The organism is Salinisphaera sp. SPP-AMP-43 (genome assembly GCF_049568105.1).
Classification (GTDB): Bacteria; Pseudomonadota; Gammaproteobacteria; order Nevskiales; family Salinisphaeraceae; genus Salinisphaera.
Window position 1 is genome coordinate 3,150,437 of sequence record NZ_CP145335.1, and the last position, 20,582, is coordinate 3,171,018.

The window sequence follows — 20,582 nt, forward strand, 5'->3', positions numbered from 1 at the left end:
ATGCTTGACCTACAGGGCGCTCACGCGCCTACGACACAGAAGATGGAGGACGATGATGATGTCCTCCTCCTTGGCTAAAGCCCGTAAGCTCGGCTGTAGGTTGAGCTACAGGTTCACCCTCACCGTGGAGAGTCTGGCCTGTAGTCCGATCTACAGTCGGACTTACGGTCGACTGAGTTAACGAGGATGGCGACAGCCATCTATATCTGTGTCGGTAACGGGAAGGCCAGAGCAGAAAGTCCACCGACGATAAGTCGGCTTTCTTTCTGTCCAACCTTCAGTACCGAGCTACCAGTCCGCGACAGCGGACCAGCGAGGCGGACCTGTAGCGCGCCTTCGGCGCTACGGGCTGCCGAGCTACGCCAATCACACGGTCACTCGCACTAGGTGATTGTGATTTGTGACAGCTTCACGGCTCGGCTTTCATCAGCTCATAGAACGCCAGCATATCCTTAACGTAGCCGAGACTTATAGCCCGCTCGACGCGCCGCTTGGCGGTCTGGCCATGCGTTAGGCCGATAGCCCGCGCACAGTCGATACGAGTCTGGTACTGGCCATCACGGGCGGCCTCGAAAATCAACCTAGCTTCGACATCTTCCGATGAATCGCTCGCCTGTTTACGCTCGCCGGTCGGCCTGTCGGTCTGCCACGCGCTCTGTCCGTCGCCGACATCAAGCCAAACCTTACGCCCGGCGATAGTGCCCGCGCCGAGTCGATGCCGGGCTTTAGGAAAGCGTAGGTTGAACGCAATCCCCTCGCCTTGCTCCGGGTGCGAAGCTCGATCTAGCGATAGGCGGACATCGAGCGGCCCATCCAGAGCACTCGACCCCCGATAAGCCTCGGGGCTGTTCTTCGTCCCTTTTGCGCTGTGGTGAATCAACATCACCGCCGCACCTTGTCGTTGAATCCGACGAACAAGACGAATCACCGGGCGCACGGCGGCTGCGTCATTCTCGTCGTCCACTGCAGACAGCTCGGCCATATTGTCCAGAATGACCAGCTCGGTCCGGTGGGCGCGGGTCCATTCGACGAACTCATCGCCGCCGCCGTTGCCGTCGATTTCGGGGAAGTCCTCGGCACCGTCGTAGTCTTGGCGTGAGACGATATGAAGATTATCAACAGCGTGCTGCCGGTCGAGCGTATCCATGCTGTCGATCAGTTCCAGCGCGCGGCGCTTGGTCCGGCGCTCCTCCATCTCTGCGTCGACGTAAAGCACCCGGCGAGGCTCGGCCGCTCGCCAGCCCATGAACTCGCCGCCACCAGCGACGGCTACCGCCACGGCCAGCGCCAACATCGATTTACCGACGCCCGGCGCAGCGTGGAGCATGGCAAGCGACCGCTCATCCAACCAGGGGTCGAGTAAAGGCACCGGGTCCGGGTAGGTCGTGCCTAGAATTTCGCCCAACGTCTTACCGGGGAGGGATGCGACGCCTTCCGGCTGGTGCGTCTGTACGTCCGACATCAAGCCGCCTCTGTGCTCTGTCGGTCGGCCTTCTCGCCCTCGCTGTGAGACAACCGGGCGTCACCCTGGACTACCCCAGCGGGTTGGCTTTGTTGTCTATCGCGCGGGCGCGATTTGGGGCGGTACGGAAACAGCGGACACGACGTGCAAGTACACGCCTGCACCTGTTGTCGCCAGTTACCTAGCCCGCTGTTCGGGTCATAGATGCAGTCTCGGCATTTCTCGTTGATAGCTTTGCGGAGGCTCATTCGGTTACGTTCTCCTTGTCGGTGTTGGGGTCTAGCTTCTCGCGCCACCGCTTGTTGGCTTCTCGTTGGCGCTTCTCGTTGGCGTTGCGCACTAGATCGAGATTCACTCGGCGGCAGTCGAGGGCGTCTCCGTTCACGGTCTCGACGCGCTGACCATCGGTCGCACGCATCACGGCACGGGCTAGCGTCATCATCACCACGCGCCCATCGGCCCGCCTCGTTGCCTTACGGGCTGACCAAAGGCCGGAGCCGTTCGACACGGCCGCCCAGCGTTTGCCGTATTCATCGGCGATGCGTTGCCAGTCCTCGGGGTCAAGTAAGGCGGTCTTGCTCTTGGATAACTCGACGCGGACCACGGGGCGGCCTCGCATCGTCTCGTGAGTAACCACGGGTTCTCGTTTCATTTCATACAACCTCAAAGAAAAGCCCCGCGACCAGACGGCCAACGGGGCTGCATATAGATACAACTTGGAATAGAACAGGGCATCACAAACGCACGCGCGCTGTGTTCGCAGCTACATAACGACGGTCACCCGCATACAACCTGAAAAACCGCCGCCCGACCCCGCGCATCCGGTCGATCTTCCGGGCGCTCGGGGGCGAGCTAGCAGCAAAGCCGGGCAGACGCCCGGTCGAACGTTCAGTCAGCGCGGAGGGAGGGAGCCGCGAGACTGGTCTTTATTGTTCCACCCAATCACCACGTCCACGGACGCCAGCGAGACAAACTAAATACAAGTCACTGCCGCCGACGACCTCTATCTTAATGGGGGAAAAGTTTCTGTCTGGATGTTCCCGTTACCGGGAATTTTTCTTATTACACAGTGATTTGTGTCGACTAATTAGGCGTGCTTCCATGACGACGCCAATCGACAAAAAGACCGCATCGAATGTCACACCAAGCATACGACCAAAGCCCAGCCCGCGACTCCTTCGAGTCAACGGACGGCTGCACTGTCCGCGTCGAACGTCGGGACCACGGCAAGGCCGACCTCGTTATCGTCGACCCCATCAGCGGCGAGGTAGAAAGTCGTCTCTCGCTCATGGGGAACGACCTCCCGATGGTCCGCTCGCTGCTGGCGTCTGCCGAACAGGCCGCGGCCACCGCTTAACCACGCCCACCATCTCCCCCACACGGGAGCGATGGACCGGGGATTCACCACCCCCGGCCTATCATCAAAGCTAGCTCTTTCGGTCCAAGGCTCTAATTAATTCGTCTGCATAGCTGACTGCCTTGTCAGCTACTTGCCTCGAAGTCAGATTCTCGCGTGTTTGTTCTGACTCAACCGAACCGACAATCGCGGCCATCGCACGGCCTGCATACCACTCGCGAGTAGTCATACCGCTGATGGACACATTATCGGCTTCAGGGAAGGCGGCATCGTACTTCTGTCGGTTCATCGCAAAACCTCTAGTTTTCTCGGCTTATCGGATTTCCAGTGTATCGTTGCCGCTGGGCCGAGTTCACGGTGACTAGTGGTCTAGCACTAGACCTCTACGACATCGTGGTTGTCTGGATCGTCTAGCCCCTTGGTGACGTAGACGTCCATCTTTTCGGCCTTAGCCTCTTTCACGATGCGCTGCACCTTACCAACCGACAGCCCGGCCATCCTCGCGGTCTGGCGATAGCTGTGTCCTTCGGCGCGTAGTTCCAAAACACGAGCCTCGGTCTGCTCGTCGCCGACCTTGGGCCGACCCAGCGTCTTGCCTTGCGCCCTGGCCCGGTCAAGCCCCGCGTTGACGCGGTCTTGGATGATGGACCGCTCGAACTCGGCGAACACGCCCATCATCTGGAACATCGCTTTACCGGCTGGTGTGGTCGTATTCACGTCTTGCTGGTACAGGAACAGGTCGACTCCGTTGCCCTGTAGTTCCGACAGGAAGCCGACGAGGTCTTGCAGCGAACGTCCGAGCCGGTCGACCGACCAGCTCATGATGATGTCGAACTCGCTACGGACGGCGGCGCGGTGCAGTGCGTCGAACTGTGGGCGCTTGTCGCGGCCCTTGGCACCGGATATGCCCTCGTCGATGAACTCGGCCACGACCTCCCAGCCTTTCGCGGCTGCAACCTCGCGTAGCTTGTCGATCTGATTGCGGGTTGTCTGTTGGTCGGTCGAGACGCGGGCGTAGATGGCGGCGCGTTTGGTCATGGCTGAATCGGTCTGTGTCGTGTGCCTCGCGTGTATTGAATACATTTGGTTTCGATACAGTCAAGACACGCCCCTTCCGACATCGCCATATCAGTAACTTACGGTCGGGGCCTCCGCTGGGGTTTTCGATACGCCCTGTACGTACGTCGTACGGGCCTTTTGCTACACATCGCAAGTCGGTAGGGTCAAAGCTCGTTCAACAACGAGGGAAAGACATGATTGAAGGCTTCTGGGTGGTGCGTTTCCGCTCGAATCAAGAGCTTTTCGGGGCCGGTGTGGTCGTTCTGCATAAGGGCCACGCCTACGGCGGCGACTCAGCGTACAGTTATCGCGGAACTTACCAAGTCGACGATAATGGTGAAATGCGTGCCCAGCTACGAATAGAGGAGCACACGGCCGGCATCACAGGTAACGTCATGGGAGCAATCGGTGACTATGACTTAGAACTGACCGGGCAAGTCCAAGCTAAACGGTTCAATATGGATGGGCGCGTAGCGCAGGACAGCAGCCGCAAGATGCAGGTCGAACTAGAACGCAAGTCTGATATTGCGTAGTTCATGACACATACCCGGTAGGAATAACCCTGCCGGGCCTACCCCTCCCCCGGTACACCCGCGATTCGCCTTCCGCCCTGTGTCATCGAAGGCGGGACTACGGGGAAACGCGCGCGCGTCTTCATATATAGATGACCCCTCGAAAATCTGCGGTATTTTTAGATTGAACTTTTAAGAGCCGTCTCCGCTTGTGAAACGGCTCATCCAATTGTCGATAATGACGACAATCTCTTTTAGCCCCCAACGCTTTGCGGCGAGGAATAGCAATAGCGCCTCGCCAGCTCCGATTACTAATGGCGCAGTCCAATTTTCCATGGAGCCGAGCCACATAACGTCTAATAATAAAATTATTATCAGAAAAAAAACAAAACGCTCTTCACGCCTTCCGTCTTTTTCCTGTTCGAGCTGTGAGGAGAGATTAGACAGACTCTCAGAGTTTGGCCCCTCTCCTTTGCCCTCATCGGAGCCATCTTCTCGGTCTTCGGGTAGTTCACCAAACCAGAAACTTAACTCATTGTCTCGATTATCTTCTGGCACTTTCCCGAGCCTTAAACTCTTCTAAAATAGCCTCGCGTGGAATTAACGAGTTTCTAACATTACGGCGATAATTTTTATACCACGCAGAATGCGGCGCATGAGTAATAGACACTAATTGGGGAGCGCTAAACCCTGAGAGCATGTCATAAGTATCGTCGATGAAATTAGCTGCTTCCTCATCGGCCACATCCGGCACGCTATTGAAAACACCTACTACCGGGTCACTTCCGAATGCTTTGAGCCGATGATATAGACCTGGCTCCACCGGACCATAGTCCCACGCCTCAAACGATTCTCTAATTAGAGGCTTTTGCATCCTCCCGAGGTATCTCATGTGGATAAGGTAAACGAGCTTCTGGATTTCAAGGTTAGAGAGCTTCCAGCCAGACCGCTCGCAAATTCGCTTTGCCACTTGCGCTGCTGACAATGTCATCGCTCTTAACTCCGTTGACTATCGTGCGTACGGAACGCCGTTATCGGTTATCTAGTATTGCACACGTGTATACATGAACGTACGTCTCGCTAAGCAATATAAGCGGAGAACGATACTGGTGAAGCACGTATGGCATCGAGAATGATAGCCCGCACGCTGCGCCTCGGACCTAATTCGAGTTCGCGCATCAAACTATGTTCCTTGTTGCGTTGGATAGCAACAAGGGACCCATGAGCGTGGGTGCGAACGTGGGTGCAAGCGGGTACACCCATAAAGATAAACCCCTGAAACCATTGCGGTAACAGGGGTTCACTTTTTATGGCTGGGGAAGAGGGATTCGAACCCCCACTGACGGAGTCAGAGTCCGTAGTCCTACCATTAGACGATTCCCCAGTAACCTGGAGCCGCTGGCTGCATTGTAGCGCAGCCAGCCGGCAGCCGTCGCTAGCGCTTGGAGTACTGCGGCGACTTACGAGCCTTGTGCAGGCCGATTTTCTTACGCTCAACCTTGCGGGCATCGCGCGTCATGTAACCAGCACTACGCAACGAAGCGCGCATGTTTTCGTCATAGTCGACCAGAGCACGGGCCAAACCATGGCGAATTGCGCCGGCTTGGCCGTTCGGGCCACCGCCGTTGACCGTGATCTTGATGTCGAAACGATCAAGCGAATCGGTAACTTCGAGCGCCTGGCGCACGATCATCTGCGAGGTCGGACGACCGAAGTACTGCTCGACCGACTTGTTGTTGACCGTGATCTGGCCCGAGCCGGGTTTGATGAAGACTCGCGCGGAAGCGGTCTTGCGACGGCCGGTGCCGTAGGCTTGTTCGGTTGCCATCGATTAAATCTCCAGCGTCTGCGGCTGCTGTGCGGTATGCGGATGCTCGGCGTTCGGATAAACGCGCAATTTGCCGGCCATCTTACGGCCCAACGGACCTTTCGGCAGCATGCCCTTCACAGCGTGCTCAATGACGCGCTCCGGGTGCGTGGCCAGCTGATCTTCGAGCGTGATCGACTTTAGATTACCGACGTAACCGGTGAATCGATAGTACTTCTTCTGCTGCGGCTTCTTGCCCGTGGTCTTCACGTTCGAGGCGTTGATCACCACGATGTGGTCGCCGACATCCATATGCGGCGTGTATTCGGGCTTGTGCTTGCCGCGCAGGCGAAAAGCGATCTCGGAGGCCAGACGACCGAGAGTCTTGTCGGTCGCGTCCACGACGTACCAGTCGCCAGGCACCTCGTTTTTCTTCGCGGAAAACGTCTTCATTTCAATTCTCGTAAGCCGTAGCAGGAGCAGCGGTGCGGGCTGCGAAAGCGCGCAATTCTATAGTCCGAATCGGCGATTTGCAACGCCTGATTTCGACCCCAGGGCCAGCAGTCCCACAAACCATTCAATCAAGGTAGTGAATTACCTCGGAAACAGGCCGGCGCTGGCTGCGCGGGCCTCGCTTGGCGTAACCATACCAGATCAGCCCGGCGCAGTATTCCCCCGGCTGCGCACTGAGGATACGCAAGAACTCAGGCGCCCGCGTGATCGCCCCACTCGTCCATTTGGTCGCGATACCGGCGCTATGCAGATACAGCATGAGATTCTGAATCGCGCAGGCACAGGCAGCATAGTCTTCGCGCGCGGTGATCGGATCCTCGTGCGCTACGCAGTTAACCGCCAGCCACCCCGGGATCGCCGACCAGCGTTGTCGCTTGCTATCGGCCACCTCCGCGCCGCGGCTCTCGGTCAGCAGGCGCGTGTTCAGCTCGATGATCTCGGCCTTGGTGCGGTCGCCGATCAGATAGAAACGCCAAGGTTCGGTGACATGGTGGTTCGGCGCCCAACGGGCCAGATCAATGGCTTCGTGAATGCGCGCGCTGTCGGGCAGCTCCCCCGGGCGGAATTGATCAACGGTACGGCGCCCGCGTATCAGGGCATCGGCGTCGGCCGGTGCTACTGGGCTTGCGGTCAGTCGGGCTCGGTCGGCCATTAGGTCAGGAACCTGCGTCGGAACCGCCCGCGAGCTTGCGGTTGCTTTGGGCCACGCGCTCGAGGATCAGATTGGCCAGATTCTGCTGCATATCGCTCAACAGCCGATTGCGCTGCTCTTCCGAGGACAGACGCTGGGTGTCGTCGATGCTGAAGTTGCGGGTGGCCGACAGCGTCTCGCCGGACAACTGATCTGCGTCGTTGACGCTGTAGTTGAACACTACCCGCGTCGTGATCGCGACCTCAGCGGCATCGCCATTGACCGGGCTGACCGAAACCACGCGCTGGGAAGTCTGGATGGAGGCGATCTCGAGCTGTGCCGCGGCATCGATGCTGCCCAGCAGATGCTGGCGCCGCAACCGCTGTTTGAGTGCACTCACCACTGGCGGGTCCCCTACCCGATAATCGTTATGGTAGGCGACATGCATGGCATCGATGCCCTGGGGCAGCGGAGTCGCGCCCTGCATGTGAAAGCCACAGCCGGCCAACGCCACAGCGAAGAAAAGTGCACACACCGCGCGCAGCGCTGAGCGGGGCGCAGTGTTGAAAACAGCGGTACCGTTCATGGGTTGCTCATGCTAGGCGTTCATTCAAGCCGGGCGCACCAATCAGACCACCACGTTGACTAGCTTGCCGGGCACCACAATGGTCTTTTTAATGTCCTTGCCCTCGATGTGCCGAACGACATTGGGTTCCGCGGTTGCGACCTCGGCCACTGTATCGCGATCGGCATCCGCGGGCACGTCAATGCGGGCACGCACCTTGCCGTTGACCTGTACCACCAGAGTGAGCGTATCGCGCACCAATGCGGCCTCATCAGCCACGGGCCAGTCGGCATCCATCAGCAGTCCGTCGCGGCCCAGTACCCGCCAGAGTTCGTCGCCGATATGCGGGGCGATCGGGGCCAGCATGCGCATAATCGCTTCCAGCGCTTCCTGGCGAACGGCCTGCATCTCAGCGGCCGGCGCGTCATCGAGGCGGCCTAGCGCATTGACCAGCTCCATGATCGCGGCGATCGCGGTATTAAAGGTATAACGCCGGCCGACGTCGTCACCGACCTTGGCGATCGTTTCATGCAGCTTGCGGCGCAGTTCGCCGGCCTCGCCTTCGGCCGCGGTGGCCGGCGCAACGATGCCAGCCTCGACGTGGGTTTCAACCAGCCGCCACAGCCGATGCAGGAAACGATGCGCGCCCTCTACGCCGGCCTCCGACCATTCCAGTGACTGATCCGGCGGCGCCGCGAACATCGAGAACAGCCGTACCGTGTCGGCGCCGTAGGTCTCGATCAGTTCCTGTGGGTCGACCGTGTTGCCCTTGGATTTGGACATCTTGGCGCCGTCTTTGAGCACCATGCCCTGGGTCAACAGCGCCTTGAATGGCTCGTCGGCCTGAGCCAGGCCGACGTCGCGCATCAGTTTCTGGAAAAAACGCGCATACAGCAGATGCAGGATTGCATGTTCGATGCCACCGACGTACTGATCGACCGGCATCCAATAGTGCGCTCGGTCGTCGATCATGGCGTCGGCGTCCGGGCAGGTGAAACGCGCGAAATACCAGGACGATTCCATGAAGGTATCGAAAGTATCGGTTTCGCGTTTGGCGTCCTTGCCGCATTGCGGGCAGCTGCAGTTCACGAATTCCGGCATGTTCGGCAGCGGCGAACCGGCGCCTTCCGGGGTAACGTCTTCGGGCAGGACCACCGGCAGATCCTGTTCCGGTACCGGAACGGGCCCGCAACCGTCGCAGTGGATGATCGGGATCGGCGCGCCCCAATAGCGCTGCCGCGACAGCCCCCAGTCGCGCAGCCGATACTGGGTCTTGCGGCGAGCAACGCCACGGGCTTCCAACCGGTCGGCGATGTCGGTAAAGGCGGCATCGAAATCCTTGCCGTCGTCTTCGCCGGAATTGACCAGCGCGCCCTTATCCACGAAGGCCGCTTCGCTGACGTCGCCCGGTTCGCCGTTTGCGTCGGCGATCACCGAAACGATCGGCAGGTCGTAGGCACGCGCGAATTCCCAGTCGCGCTGGTCGTGGCCCGGCACGCTCATGACCGCGCCGGTGCCATACCCCATCAAGACGAAGTTGGCCGCGAAGACCGGCAGTGTGTCGCCGGACAGCGGGTGGATCGCCTCGACCGGCAGCCGATAGCCTTTTTTGTCGCGGGTGGTCAGTTTGGCTTCGGCGGTGCCGGTCTGGCGGCATTCCTCGACAAAGGCCGCCAACTCGGCGTCGGTATCGGCAGCGGCCGCCACCAACGGATGGTCGGCCGCCAGCGCCATGTAGGTCGCGCCGTGCAAGGTATCGGGACGCGTGGTGTAGACCGTCAGCGGTGCGTCCTGGCCGGCGACGGCGAAATCGATCTCCAGACCGGTGGAACGCCCGATCCAATTGGCCTGCATGGTCTTGACCGCCTCCGGCCAGCCCTCCAGTCCGTCGAGATCGTCCAACAGTTCGTCGGCATAGTCGGTGATGCGGGCGAACCACTGCGGAATCGCGCGCTGCTCGACGATCGCACCGGAGCGCCAGCCACGGCCGTCGACCACCTGTTCGTTGGCGAGCACGGTCTGGTCGACTGGATCCCAGTTGACCACCGATTCGGCGCGATAGACCAGGCCCTGCTCGAACAGCTTGGTGAACAGCCACTGCTCCCAGCGATAGTAGGACGGATCGCAGGTGGCCAGTTCGCGCGACCAATCGTAGGCAAAACCGAGCTGTTTGAGCTGATCGCGCATGGCCCCGATGTTCTCGCGCGTCCATTGCGCCGGCGGCACACCATTTTTGATCGCGGCGTTCTCGGCTGGCAAGCCGAAGGCGTCCCAGCCCATCGGCTGGAGCACGTTCTTGCCGCACATACGGTGATAGCGTGCGATCACGTCGCCGATCGTGTAATTGCGCACATGCCCCATATGCAGCTTGCCACTGGGGTATGGGAACATCGACAGGCAGTAGAACTTCTCGCGATCGTCGCGGGTCACACGGAAAGCATCGGCTTCATCCCAGCGACGCTGTACATCGGCTTCGATGTCGGCGAAACGGTAACTACGGTCCATCAGGCGTACACGAAATTCGGTGGTCATCGAACGCGCAAGTGTACTGCCTCGGCCGGCGGCTGTCCGCCCCACCGTGCTGCAAGGCCCCGATTTTCTACAGTCTCGCGCGCAGCGCCCGACGACGCTCGGCCGGCCGGCGCAGGCGCGCCGCGCGCCAGCGCAGTCCCCAGGCTCCCAGCAGGCCAAGCATGACCACGGCACTGGTGGCCCACCAGAGCGGCGTATCTCCGTAGGCCATGTACGGGGTCAGGCCGCGCCGGGGCACCATTGGCGCGATCAGGCGCGCGCTCTCATCAGCCGCCGTATGTTGATAGACGTGGCCGTCAAAGCCGATCAGGGCACTGATACCGGTATTGGCTGCGCGCACCAGCGGCCGGCCCGACTCCAGCGCGCGCATACGCGCGATGTCCAAGTGCTGGGCCAGCGCCGGCGTACCGGCAAACCAGGCGTCATTGGTGACGTTGATCAGCATCCCAGCCATCGGCAGATCGCGGGCAATGTCACGCGCGAACAGATCCTCGAAACAGATCGACAGACCAAGCGCCACGCCATGGCTATGGAGCAGCGGCTGCGTCACCGGCCCCGCCACGGTACGCCCGACCGGCGCGCCCATATTGCTCAGGTGTCCGGTCAGCCAAGCCGGACCGGGCACGTATTCACCAAACGGCACGAGATGACGCTTGTCGTAGCGCCCGCGGCCCTGGCCTAGCGCCAGTACGCTGTTGTGATAACCGCGGCTATTTGCGGCCGGCCAGAGCAGACCCGCAAGCACGGTCTGGTTCCGTTGTGCAGCGGTTCGGCGCAGCTGTTTCAAATATGGCACCACCTGCTCGGCAGGCGCCGGGATAGCCACTTCTGGCCAAACCACCAAATCGGCCCGGCTACGTGCGGTCATATCGCGATAGCGCGCTAGAGTCTCGGCCCGGTGGGCCGGCTGCCACTTGTCGGCCTGATCAATATTGCCCTGGATGATCGCGACCCGCAGACGCGGCCCGACCGGCTGGGTCCAGTGCGCCGCCGAAGGCACCCACCAAACCAACACCGGCAAGACGGCGACCAGTGCCAACGCAATCAGCCGAGCGATTAGCGCCCCGGCATAGAGCAGCCATAGCGCGCCGGCAGCGGCCACCAGAACGATGCTCAGCCCATAGCTCCCTAATAGCGGCGCAACCCCGTTCAGCGGCGCAGCGACCGTGCTATAGCCAAGCGACAGCCAAGGAAAGCCAGTGCCGACCCAGCCCCGCAACAGCTCCGACAGCCCCCAGGCCGCCGGCACGATTAACAGGGCCCAGATCGGTGCCGCGAAGCGCCGGGTTGCAGCGGCGACCGCGCCGGCCAGCGCCGGATAAATGGCCAAATAGCCCACCAACGCCGCGACGGCCAGGCCGGCCAACGGTGCCGCTATGCCCGAATAGGTATGCAGGGCCACATAGACCCAAGACACACCAGTACCGAACAAAGCACAGCCGAATACGAAACCCCGCCACGCCCCGCGCGCCGGACCGGCCCTACGCCATAGCACCAGCAGCCCGATCACACTGATCAGAGTTACCGGATAGCAATGCCAGGGCGCGAAACCGAACGTCGCCAGCACGCCGAACAGCGCCGGCGCCACCCCATCGCCCACCACGCGGCGCATCATCGCGCGCTGCCGACCGCGACTATTCCGGCGCCTCGGGCAACACCGTCATCTGGAACATATGGATACGGCGTGAATCGGCCCGTTGCACGTTAAACTGGAAGTGATCGATGATCGCGGTCTCGCCGCGCTTGGGCATATGCCCGAACTCGTGCATGACCAGCCCGCCGAGGGTATCGAATTCGTCGTCCGAGAAATCGGTACCGAAGTAGCGGTTGAATTCATCGATCGGGGTCAGGGCCCGCAGCTGGTAGCGGTTTTTTTCCTGGCGCAGAATATTCGCGCCTTCGGCCTGGTCGTACTCGTCGTCGATTTCGCCGACGATCTGCTCCAGCGCATCCTCGATCGTGACCAGACCGGCCACGCCGCCATATTCGTCGACCACCACCGCCATATGATTGCGCGAAGCCTTGAACTCCTTAAGCAACACGTTGACGCGTTTGGCCTCGGGCACATAGACCGCCGGTCGCAGCACGCTGGTCAGGGCAAAAGCGTCGCGCTTGCCGTCGGACTCGACCAGGCTGAGCATATCTTTGGCCAGCAGAATACCCACCACTTCGTCGCGGGATTCGCCGATCACCGGGAAACGCGAATGGCCGGATTCGACGGCGACCGCGAGAATCTCGGCGGCATCGGCATCCGAATCGATGACCACCATCTGCGAACGCGGCACCATGATGTCGCGGACCTGCTGCTCGGAGACCTTGAGCACGCCCTGCATCATCCATAGCGCATCGACATCGAGTAGCCCGTTGTCCTGCGCCTCACGCAGCACCTCGATCAACTCGTCGCGATCGCGTGGCGGTCCCGCCAGACTCATCCCGATCTGGCGAAGCCAGCCGCGGCTGGACTGATCGCTATCGTCGTCGCTCATGGCTTACGCGGCCCAGCGCCGCCTCCTCATCCGGTTAATATCGTCGGTCACTAGCCAGCCGCGATTGCCTCACCCGGCCTGCGGTGCCGCATAGGGATCCGCATAGCCCAGGCGGGCCATCACACGGCGTTCAGCCGCTTCCATGATCTCGGCTTCATCGTCGCCGATATGATCAAAGCCGAGCAAGTGGAGACTGCCGTGCACCACCATATGCGTAAAGTGCGCATCCAGTGATTTGCCCTGATCGTTGGCCTCGGCCACGATCACCGGCCGACAGATGACCAGATCCCCCAGAGCCCGAAACCCCGGCAGTCGGGCATCGGCCGGAAACGATAGCACGTTGGTCGCATAGGGCTTGTCGCGATAGCGGCCGTTCAAATCGGCCGACTCGGCTTCATCGACGATGCGCACATCCAGGCTCACCATATCGGTCTGGGCATCGATACCGGCTTCGTCGAGCACGCTGGTCGCGATCTCGACCAGCCGCTCCTCATCGGTTTCGGCCAGCCCGGCCACGGCACAGACCAGGGTGCATTCGATCACGAGCCGTTATCACCCTGGTCGGCGTCTTTTTCATAGGCCGAGACGATCTGCTGGACCAGCGGATGCCGAACCACGTCGGAACCGGCAAAACGGGTCACGCTGATGCCATCGATACCGGACAGCAGGTTGACCGCATGCGACAGACCCGATTTCTTGTTCGACGGCAGGTCGATTTGGGTCATGTCGCCGGTGACCACGGCGGTCGAGCCGAAACCGATACGCGTGAGAAACATCTTCATCTGCGCCACGGTGGTGTTCTGGGCCTCGTCGAGAATGATGAACGCCTCGTTGAGGGTGCGTCCGCGCATATAGGCCAGCGGCGCGATCTCGATGATCTGGCGCTCGATCAAGCGCCCCACCCGATCGAAGCCGAGCATTTCGTAAAGGGCGTCGTAGAGCGGGCGCAGATAGGGGTCGATCTTCTGGGCCAGATCGCCCGGCAGAAAACCGAGGTTCTCGCCGGCCTCGACCGCCGGCCGGACCAGCATCAAGCGCCGCACGCGCTCGGATTCCAGCGCGTCCACGGCTGCTGCGACCGCCAGATAAGTCTTACCTGTTCCCGCCGGGCCGATCCCGAAGTTGAGATCGTTATCCGCCAGATTGGCCAGATAGCGACGTTGGTTCGGACCGCGGCCGCGCACCAGCCCGTTGCGGGTCTTGATGACCACATCGCGCCTGGACTGGCGGTCTTCGGTCGTTGCCTGGCGTTCGCGCTCGGCAGTCCGTGCGACCACATGGACCTTGTCGGTATCGATCTCGCCACCGGCGGTGGCGGCATAGAGTTCATTGAGGGTATCGATCGCGGCATTGGCCGCGGCCTCGCCGCCCTCGACCTGGAACAGATGGCCGCGGTTGTGCACAGCGACATCCAGGGTCGACTCGATCAGCCGCAGATGCGCATCCTGCGGACCACAGAGATGGGCGAGCCGCGCCATATCCGGCGGATCGAGCTCGAGCGTCTTGCGTATGCTGTTATCGGCCAATTTGTCTCGCGCGGTTCGTTGAAAGCGTGTTGGAGTCGGCGTCGAATCAGCCGATCGCAGCCAAGTCCGGGGCCTCGGGCGCCGGCTCTACCGTCTTGATGCGGCCACGCAATGAATTATCCAAGGCCTCGGTGACTTCGACTTCGATGAAATGCCCGACCATGCGCGGGTGCCCTTCGAAGTTGATCCAGCGGTTGGAGTCGGTCCGGCCGGCCATCTGGCCGCCGCCGCGCTTGGATTCGCGCTCGACCAGCACCCGCTGGGTGGTGCCGACCATGTTCGCCATGTACTGGCGGTTGAAGTCGGCGATGCGCGCCTGCAGACGGGCCAGGCGCTGTTTTTTGACCTCGCGCGGCTCGTCGTCGGCCATATCGGCTGCCGGGGTGCCGGGGCGCTTGCTGTAGACGAAAGAAAACGCCGCATCGAAACCGATCTGTTCGACCAGATCCATAGTCGCCTCGAACTCGGCCTCCCCCTCGCCCGGATGGCCGACGATGATATCGGTCGACAAGCTGATGTCGGGGCGTACTTCGCGCAGTTTTTCGATGCGCTCGATGAAGTGCTCGACGCTGTAGCCGCGATTCATCGCCTCCAGCACGGCATTGGAGCCAGACTGTACCGGCAGGTGCAGATAGTTGGCCAATTTCGGCACCCGTGCATAGGCCTCGATCAGCGCATCGGAAAATTCCAATGGGTGGCTGGTGGTATAGCGAATACGCTCGATGCCTTCGATCTCGGCCACGATCTCGGCCACGAACTCGACCAGCATCGCCAGATCGCAGACCGAGCCGTCTTCCATTGGCCCGCGATAGCCGTTGACGTTTTGGCCCAGCAGGGTGACTTCCTTGACGCCCTGCTCGGCCAGTTCGGCAACTTCCAGGATCACATCGTCGAACGGCCGCGAAATCTCTTCGCCGCGCGTATAAGGCACGACACAGAAACTGCAGTACTTCGAACAGCCTTCCATGATCGACACGAAAGCCGTCGCGCCTTCGGCTTTGGCCGCCGGCATGGCATCGAACTTGTCGATCTCGGGAAAGGCGATATCGACGATGCCGGCACCATTGTCGGCGATATCGTCCAGCAGCTGGGGCAGCCGGTGCAAGGTCTGCGGCCCGAATACCATGTCGACATATGGCGCGCGCTCGCGAATCGCATGGCCTTCCTGGGAAGCCACACAGCCGCCGACTCCGATCACCAGATTCGGGTTCGCGTCCTTTAACGGCTTCCAGCGGCCGAGTTGGGAGAACACCTTCTCCTGAGCTTTTTCGCGAATCGAGCAGGTATTGAGCAGGATGATATCGGCCTGCTCGGGCGCATCGACGCGGGTCGCACCGCGGTTTTTGGCCAGTACGTCGACCATTTTGGCCGAGTCGTACTCGTTCATCTGGCAGCCCCAGGTCTGTACGAAAACCCGGGGCGCGTTGTGGAGCGCGGTTTCAGACATGGCGTTCGATTCGGCGGGACCGAGCAAATGGCCGATCATTTTAACCCATTAGGCCAGCCATGCCGTAATCGTACGCTTAAAACCGCGAAAGCCTGGTTGATGTACCGTGCGAGTCTGCAACAGCGCTAGGGGCGTCGTCGCGAGACGCCGCTGCCTCCGCGATCCTGTGGTGGCCAAACAAGACATCGTGAGCGTATGTGGCCTGGCTACCTGAACGAACGATAACGCCGATGGCCGTCTCAAGGGCACGGGCCCTCCGGGGGGATGCGGTGGCGTCTCTTAATGACAACACGCCCTAGGCTCGCCGACCGAGCCGCGCATGGCGGCTACCTGCCAGACGCCCAACCCGTTCGGCAGCGATGCGCGATAGCTCGACCGCTGGGCGCTCGATGGTTCGATAGGCCAGATCGCTGACGACCAGAATCGCGATCGCAGTCAGTACCAGCAACCAACCCAGCGGCAATACGCCGGCCAGCCCGTGCAGCATCGCCAGCAGCACGATCGGATGGAACAAATACAGACTGTAGGAAATCCGGCCGAGATACTGGGGCAGCGGCGCTTCCAGGCTGCGCCGGAAGGCTGGCTCGGCGGCAGCCGTGATCAACAGCAATACTGCGGCGGCCATCATCGGCCAGTCGTAGGGCATCATCGTCGCCAGCCCGGTGATCTGCAGCGCCTGGCCGCCATAGACATAGAGCATGAACGTCAATACGCCGAGCAGCCCACGGCTGCGTCCGGGCAGCCGTCGGTACGCTGTCAACAGCCGATCGCGATACCGCGCCAGGCTGGCGCCGATGGCGAACGCCAGCAGATAGTGCACGGTCAACACATAGGCGGTCAGACCGCCATGCGCAGCGAATGCGGCGATATCCAGACTCTCGCGCACCGCCGGCTGGCGCAGTACAACCATGGTGACGCTGGCGATCACGAACGGCATCAACGCTGCCCACCAACGCATGCGCTGGACCATGATGAAGATCAGCGGGAACACCAGCGATATCCGCATTTCGTGAACCAGCGTCCAGATCGTGAAGTCGTAGCGATCGGCATTGAACTGGCCGAGGACGAACAGATGCCCGCCGATCGAGGCTAGGCTGACCGGCCACGACCAGAATTTGTTGATCCAATGGTTGAACCCGGCGAGGGTATCGCCATTGACGGCGTGGGCGCCGAGCGCGCCCAGCACGATCGCTGCCAGATACGGCACATACAGCCGCGTGACCCGCTTGGCGACATAGGCCGGCATCGACAGCTTGGCGCTGGCCAGCAGCAAATAGAGCACGAAACCGCTCAGTACGAAAAACAGCACCACCGCGGCATGGCCTTGCCAGAGCACATGCAGCGGCGTCTGCCCGGCGATGCGGGTCCATTCGAACACCCGGTCGTAGACCGCATCGGCCTGGCCCCGCATGACGATGAACAGATGGCCGATGACAACCGAGCAGGCCGCCAGCCCGCGCAGGGCATCGAAGGCATAAATACGAGTTGTTTTGGGGTTCGACATGGGCTAGTTCACTCGGCTGGCCGCGGTGCTTGTTCTGAGCACCCCGACCAACGGCCGTTGCGTGGTTCTGGTTCCATAGCCGTGGCTGATGGAACCAATGACGCATCGCGGTCGTTCTTGGGGTATGAGGACAGCCAATCGCCGATCGCGATAAATGAGGCCATGTGATTGAAACCGGCATGATCGAAGCCGAAATCCCGCACCTGCGACGCTATGCACGCGCGCTGCTGCGGGATCGCGAGGCAGCCGACGATCTGGTCCAGGACACGCTCGAGCGCGCCTGGCGCAAACGCCATCTATGGCGCCCACAGGGGCGGCTACGCAGCTGGCTGTTTCGGGTGCTGTATCGGCTATATCTGGATGGTCATCCGGCGCCGACCCGAGATCGCGACAAGCTGATCGCCCTGGATACGATCGCCCTGGATCCGGCCGACCGACAGGCCTCGAATGGCTTGCAGGCGCATTGCCGGGACGTGATCGCAGCCATCGAACAGCTGTCGCCCGAACACCGCGCGATTCTGATGCTGGCCGCGGTCGAACAGCCGAGCTATCGCGATGGCGCGCGTATGCTGGGCCTGCGGGTCGGCACCTTCCGCTCGCGGCTATCGCGGGCCCGAAATCAGCTCAACGAGATTCTGGAGGCTGCCGAACAGCCAGCGGCTGCCAAGGAGGCACGAGGATGAGCGCATCCCGAACATCGGCTATCGACTACGAACGCTGTGTGGCCTACTACCGCGCCGGACGCCGGATCGAGGGGGCAGCCGGCATCGAACGCTATCTTGCTGCGCATCCGCGACTCGCCGAGCGGGCCGCCCGCGATGCCGAACACGATCTCGCGCTGGCCCAGCGCTACGATCCGGTCCTCGACGAGCCGATCCCGCCGCGGCTGCTACGCCGACCGGCGGTCGCCCCTTCGCCGTGGCTGGCACGCGCCGGATTGGCCGTGGCGATCGGGGTTTCGGTATCGGCTGGCTGGTGGCTGCGCGGCGTTGATAACGATGCGCCCTCGCCCGATTCCAAGCGGATCACTTTCGGCCAGCAAGTCGCGCGTCTGGCCGAACGCCAGCCGACCGTGGATACCGCCGCCAGTGGCTCGCCGTCGCATCCGGATCTGTCACGCGCCGGCTATCGCTTCAGCGGCCAACGCACGATCGCGACCAACGGCCAGCCGCTGACCGCCTACGAATATCGCAATACCGCCGGGCAACAGATCACGATCTATTCGCGAGCCCAGCCGGGGGCGAATACCGCTCAGCCGGACCTCATCTCGCCGGCCGGCACCTCGCTGGCCCGCTGGCATTCGGACGGCCGCGCCTATGCGCTGACCGGCAACCTACCACCGGCCGCCCTCGATCGACTCGCCGACGTTGCCTCGAAACGTCCGCGTAGGCCGGCCGCCCGACAGTCGACAGGCCCTGCCGCGCCCATCGTCGATATGCCCCAGCAGCGTGCGCCCTCGACCGCGCCCCCCGGGGCCAGCCATCAGCCCGAGCCCCGAACAGCCGTGCAGAAGCAGCCAGCCAGCGGCCTATAACCCGAGCGTACATCGGCCAGTCGTGCTCGATTACGCATGACTGGCCTAATAGGGCTCGCTTTGGGGGGCAACGGCCGGATCGGAACAATTCCCGATTCGCCACGGCGCTACCCGGCTAGCTGCGAACCGACTCAGCCCGTATCCGCCTGCCCGACGCGCCGGTCGTCGATGAACCGCGAGAGCAGCCACGGCGCGACCAACAACGCGATGGCCGCGGCATACAACCCCAGCGAAATGCCCGAACTCCAGAGTACGTCCGGCGAGCCGCCGCTCATCGCCAACGCCCGGCGCAGATTGGTTTCGGCCAACCCGCCCAGGACATAGCCCAGGATCACCGGCGCCAGCGAGAAACCGAACTTGCGCAGCACATAGCCGAAGACGCCCACGGCGAGCATGATATAGATGGCCATGGGATCGGAATGCAGTTGATACACGCCAACGAAGGCCAGCAGCGCCACGAACGGCACCAGAACCCAGCTCGGGATCGTCAGCACTCGAGCGAACACTCCGGCCAGCGGCAGGTTGAGCGCCAACAATACGATATTGCCGATGTAGAGCGATGCGATCACACCACCGGCGACTTCCGGATGCTGGGTAAACATCAGCGGCCCGGGCGTAATGTTGTAGAGCATGAGCGCGCCCAACAACACCGCGGTGGTTCCCGATCCCGGGATACCGAGCGTGAGCAACGGAATGAAAGAGCTGACCGCCGACGCGTTATTGGCGGCCTCGGGCGCCGCCAGACCGCGCATATCGCCCTTGCCGAACGTGCCTTCGCGATCGCTGATGCGTTTTTCGGTGGTATAGGCCACCGCGCTCGCTACCGATCCCCCGGTGCCTGGCAAGGTGCCGATGACGAACCCGATCACGCCGCTGCGCAGGATCGTCGCTCGACATGCCATCACCTCTTTCAAGCGGATGAAGATACGCCCGAGTTTAGGCATGTCGCTATCGCCCGAGCGCACGGCTTGCTCAAGCATCAACAGGATCTCGCTGACCGCGAACAAGCCGATGATCAGCACCACGAAATCGATGCCGTCGAACAGCGCCGGCTGGCCGAAGGTATAGCGCATGATGCCGGTAGACGAATCGACGCCGATCATGGCGATCATCACGCCGAGCACGGTCGCAATACCCGTCTTGAGTGGATCGTGTCCCATCATCACGGCCATCGAAGCAAACGCGAAGACCATCAGCGCAAAGAATTCGGACGGACCGAACATGACTGCGACCTTCGATAACAGGGGCGCGAACAGCGTCAGCCCGAGGATCGACAGAGTTGCCCCAACAAACGAGGCGACCGCTGACAACCCCAGTGCCGGCCCAGCCAGGCCGCGACGCGCCAGTGGATGCCCATCGAGCGTCGTCATCACGGCGCCGGCATCACCGGGCACGTTCAACAGAATCGAGGACATACGGCCGCCGTATTCGGCTCCGGTATAGATACCGGTCAGCAGAATCAACGCCGATTCGGCAGGCAGCCCCAGCGTATAGGCCAGCGGCATGAGGATGGCGATGCCATTGATCGGCCCGATACCTGGCAGCGCCCCGAAAAAGGTTCCCAGCGTGGCCCCGATCAGTGCCAGAGACAGATTGAGTGGCGTTAGCGCAACGCCAAAGCCTTGAATCAGGTAATCAAACATGACT

General features: G+C 61.5%; 20 protein-coding genes and 1 tRNA gene. 3 read left to right on the plus strand and 18 right to left on the minus strand.

Features of this window, described 5'->3' with window-relative positions; genetic code table 11:
- Positions 1-409: 409 nt before the first annotated feature.
- The 3 genes from V5738_RS13460 to V5738_RS13470 all read right to left on the minus strand — a co-directional run bounded on the left by V5738_RS13460 (position 410) and on the right by V5738_RS13470 (position 3,857).
- Positions 410-1,462, minus strand: a complete 1,053-nt coding sequence (locus tag V5738_RS13460) for an AAA family ATPase (RefSeq protein ID WP_423821319.1) — start codon at positions 1,460-1,462, stop codon at positions 410-412.
- Between the two features lie 244 nt (positions 1,463-1,706).
- The gene (locus tag V5738_RS13465; RefSeq protein WP_423821320.1) at positions 1,707-2,114 is read right to left on the minus strand and encodes a hypothetical protein; all 408 of its coding nucleotides are present in this window, start codon (positions 2,112-2,114) and stop codon (positions 1,707-1,709) included.
- Between the two features lie 1,080 nt (positions 2,115-3,194).
- Positions 3,195-3,857 carry a recombinase family protein gene (locus V5738_RS13470; RefSeq protein ID WP_423821321.1) on the minus strand — a complete coding sequence of 221 codons (663 nt, stop codon included), beginning with the start codon at positions 3,855-3,857 and terminating at the stop codon, positions 3,195-3,197.
- 215 nt (positions 3,858-4,072) lie between these two features.
- Between V5738_RS13470 and V5738_RS13475 the strand changes: the two genes are divergently transcribed.
- Positions 4,073-4,411 (plus strand): hypothetical protein, encoded by a 339-nt coding sequence (locus V5738_RS13475; protein ID WP_423821322.1) that lies wholly within the window; start codon positions 4,073-4,075, stop codon positions 4,409-4,411.
- Between the two features lie 171 nt (positions 4,412-4,582).
- On the opposite strand, the gene V5738_RS13480 is transcribed toward V5738_RS13475, so the two are convergent.
- The 14 genes from V5738_RS13480 to V5738_RS13545 all read right to left on the minus strand — a co-directional run bounded on the left by V5738_RS13480 (position 4,583) and on the right by V5738_RS13545 (position 17,401).
- Positions 4,583-4,948 (minus strand): hypothetical protein, encoded by a 366-nt coding sequence (locus V5738_RS13480; protein ID WP_423821323.1) that lies wholly within the window; start codon positions 4,946-4,948, stop codon positions 4,583-4,585.
- On the minus strand, positions 4,935-5,381 hold the full coding sequence (locus V5738_RS13485; RefSeq protein ID WP_423821324.1) for a Panacea domain-containing protein: 447 nt from the start codon (positions 5,379-5,381) through the stop codon (positions 4,935-4,937). Before V5738_RS13485 ends, V5738_RS13480 begins: the two co-directional genes overlap by 14 nt.
- Before the next feature lie 319 nt (positions 5,382-5,700).
- A tRNA-Gln gene (locus tag V5738_RS13490) sits at positions 5,701-5,774 on the minus strand.
- A gap of 51 nt (positions 5,775-5,825) precedes the next feature.
- On the minus strand, positions 5,826-6,218 hold the full coding sequence (rpsI, locus tag V5738_RS13495) for a 30S ribosomal protein S9 (RefSeq protein WP_423821325.1): 393 nt from the start codon (positions 6,216-6,218) through the stop codon (positions 5,826-5,828).
- 3 nt (positions 6,219-6,221) lie between these two features.
- Positions 6,222-6,650 carry a 50S ribosomal protein L13 gene (gene rplM / locus V5738_RS13500; protein WP_423821326.1) on the minus strand — a complete coding sequence of 143 codons (429 nt, stop codon included), beginning with the start codon at positions 6,648-6,650 and terminating at the stop codon, positions 6,222-6,224.
- A 124-nt stretch (positions 6,651-6,774) separates the two neighbouring features.
- A complete protein-coding gene (locus V5738_RS13505; protein ID WP_423821327.1) occupies positions 6,775-7,362 on the minus strand; it encodes a nitroreductase family protein in 588 nt (195 codons plus the stop codon).
- Positions 7,363-7,366: 4 nt separating this feature from the next.
- Positions 7,367-7,927 (minus strand): LPS assembly lipoprotein LptE, encoded by a 561-nt coding sequence (lptE, locus tag V5738_RS13510; RefSeq protein ID WP_423821328.1) that lies wholly within the window; start codon positions 7,925-7,927, stop codon positions 7,367-7,369.
- 42 nt (positions 7,928-7,969) lie between these two features.
- Positions 7,970-10,411 carry a leucine--tRNA ligase gene (leuS, locus tag V5738_RS13515; RefSeq protein WP_423824185.1) on the minus strand — a complete coding sequence of 814 codons (2,442 nt, stop codon included), beginning with the start codon at positions 10,409-10,411 and terminating at the stop codon, positions 7,970-7,972.
- Positions 10,412-10,505: 94 nt separating this feature from the next.
- Positions 10,506-12,053, minus strand: a complete 1,548-nt coding sequence (gene lnt, locus V5738_RS13520) for an apolipoprotein N-acyltransferase (RefSeq protein WP_423821330.1) — start codon at positions 12,051-12,053, stop codon at positions 10,506-10,508.
- Between the two features lie 19 nt (positions 12,054-12,072).
- The gene (locus tag V5738_RS13525) at positions 12,073-12,924 is read right to left on the minus strand and encodes an HlyC/CorC family transporter (protein WP_423821332.1); all 852 of its coding nucleotides are present in this window, start codon (positions 12,922-12,924) and stop codon (positions 12,073-12,075) included.
- A 69-nt stretch (positions 12,925-12,993) separates the two neighbouring features.
- On the minus strand, positions 12,994-13,467 hold the full coding sequence (gene ybeY, locus V5738_RS13530) for an rRNA maturation RNase YbeY (protein ID WP_423821333.1): 474 nt from the start codon (positions 13,465-13,467) through the stop codon (positions 12,994-12,996).
- Entirely contained in the window at positions 13,464-14,402 is a 939-nt protein-coding gene (locus V5738_RS13535; protein WP_423824186.1) for a PhoH family protein, read from the minus strand. The genes ybeY and V5738_RS13535 overlap by 4 nt, the downstream gene beginning before the upstream one ends.
- A 94-nt stretch (positions 14,403-14,496) precedes the next feature.
- The gene (miaB, locus tag V5738_RS13540) at positions 14,497-15,897 is read right to left on the minus strand and encodes a tRNA (N6-isopentenyl adenosine(37)-C2)-methylthiotransferase MiaB (RefSeq protein ID WP_423821335.1); all 1,401 of its coding nucleotides are present in this window, start codon (positions 15,895-15,897) and stop codon (positions 14,497-14,499) included.
- 295 nt (positions 15,898-16,192) lie between these two features.
- Positions 16,193-17,401: an acyltransferase family protein gene (locus V5738_RS13545; protein WP_423821336.1), complete on the minus strand. Its 1,209-nt coding sequence runs from the start codon at positions 17,399-17,401 to the stop codon at positions 16,193-16,195.
- A 164-nt stretch (positions 17,402-17,565) separates the two neighbouring features.
- Between V5738_RS13545 and V5738_RS13550 the strand changes: the two genes are divergently transcribed.
- Both V5738_RS13550 and V5738_RS13555 read left to right on the plus strand, forming a co-directional pair.
- Positions 17,566-18,084 carry an RNA polymerase sigma factor gene (locus tag V5738_RS13550; RefSeq protein ID WP_423821337.1) on the plus strand — a complete coding sequence of 173 codons (519 nt, stop codon included), beginning with the start codon at positions 17,566-17,568 and terminating at the stop codon, positions 18,082-18,084.
- Positions 18,081-18,935: an anti-sigma factor family protein gene (locus V5738_RS13555; RefSeq protein WP_423821338.1), complete on the plus strand. Its 855-nt coding sequence runs from the start codon at positions 18,081-18,083 to the stop codon at positions 18,933-18,935. Before V5738_RS13550 ends, V5738_RS13555 begins: the two co-directional genes overlap by 4 nt.
- Positions 18,936-19,066: 131 nt before the next feature.
- Here V5738_RS13555 and V5738_RS13560 read toward each other — a convergent pair whose 3' ends face one another.
- Positions 19,067-20,578 carry a tripartite tricarboxylate transporter permease gene (locus V5738_RS13560; RefSeq protein WP_423821339.1) on the minus strand — a complete coding sequence of 504 codons (1,512 nt, stop codon included), beginning with the start codon at positions 20,576-20,578 and terminating at the stop codon, positions 19,067-19,069.
- Positions 20,579-20,582: the final 4 nt, after the last annotated feature.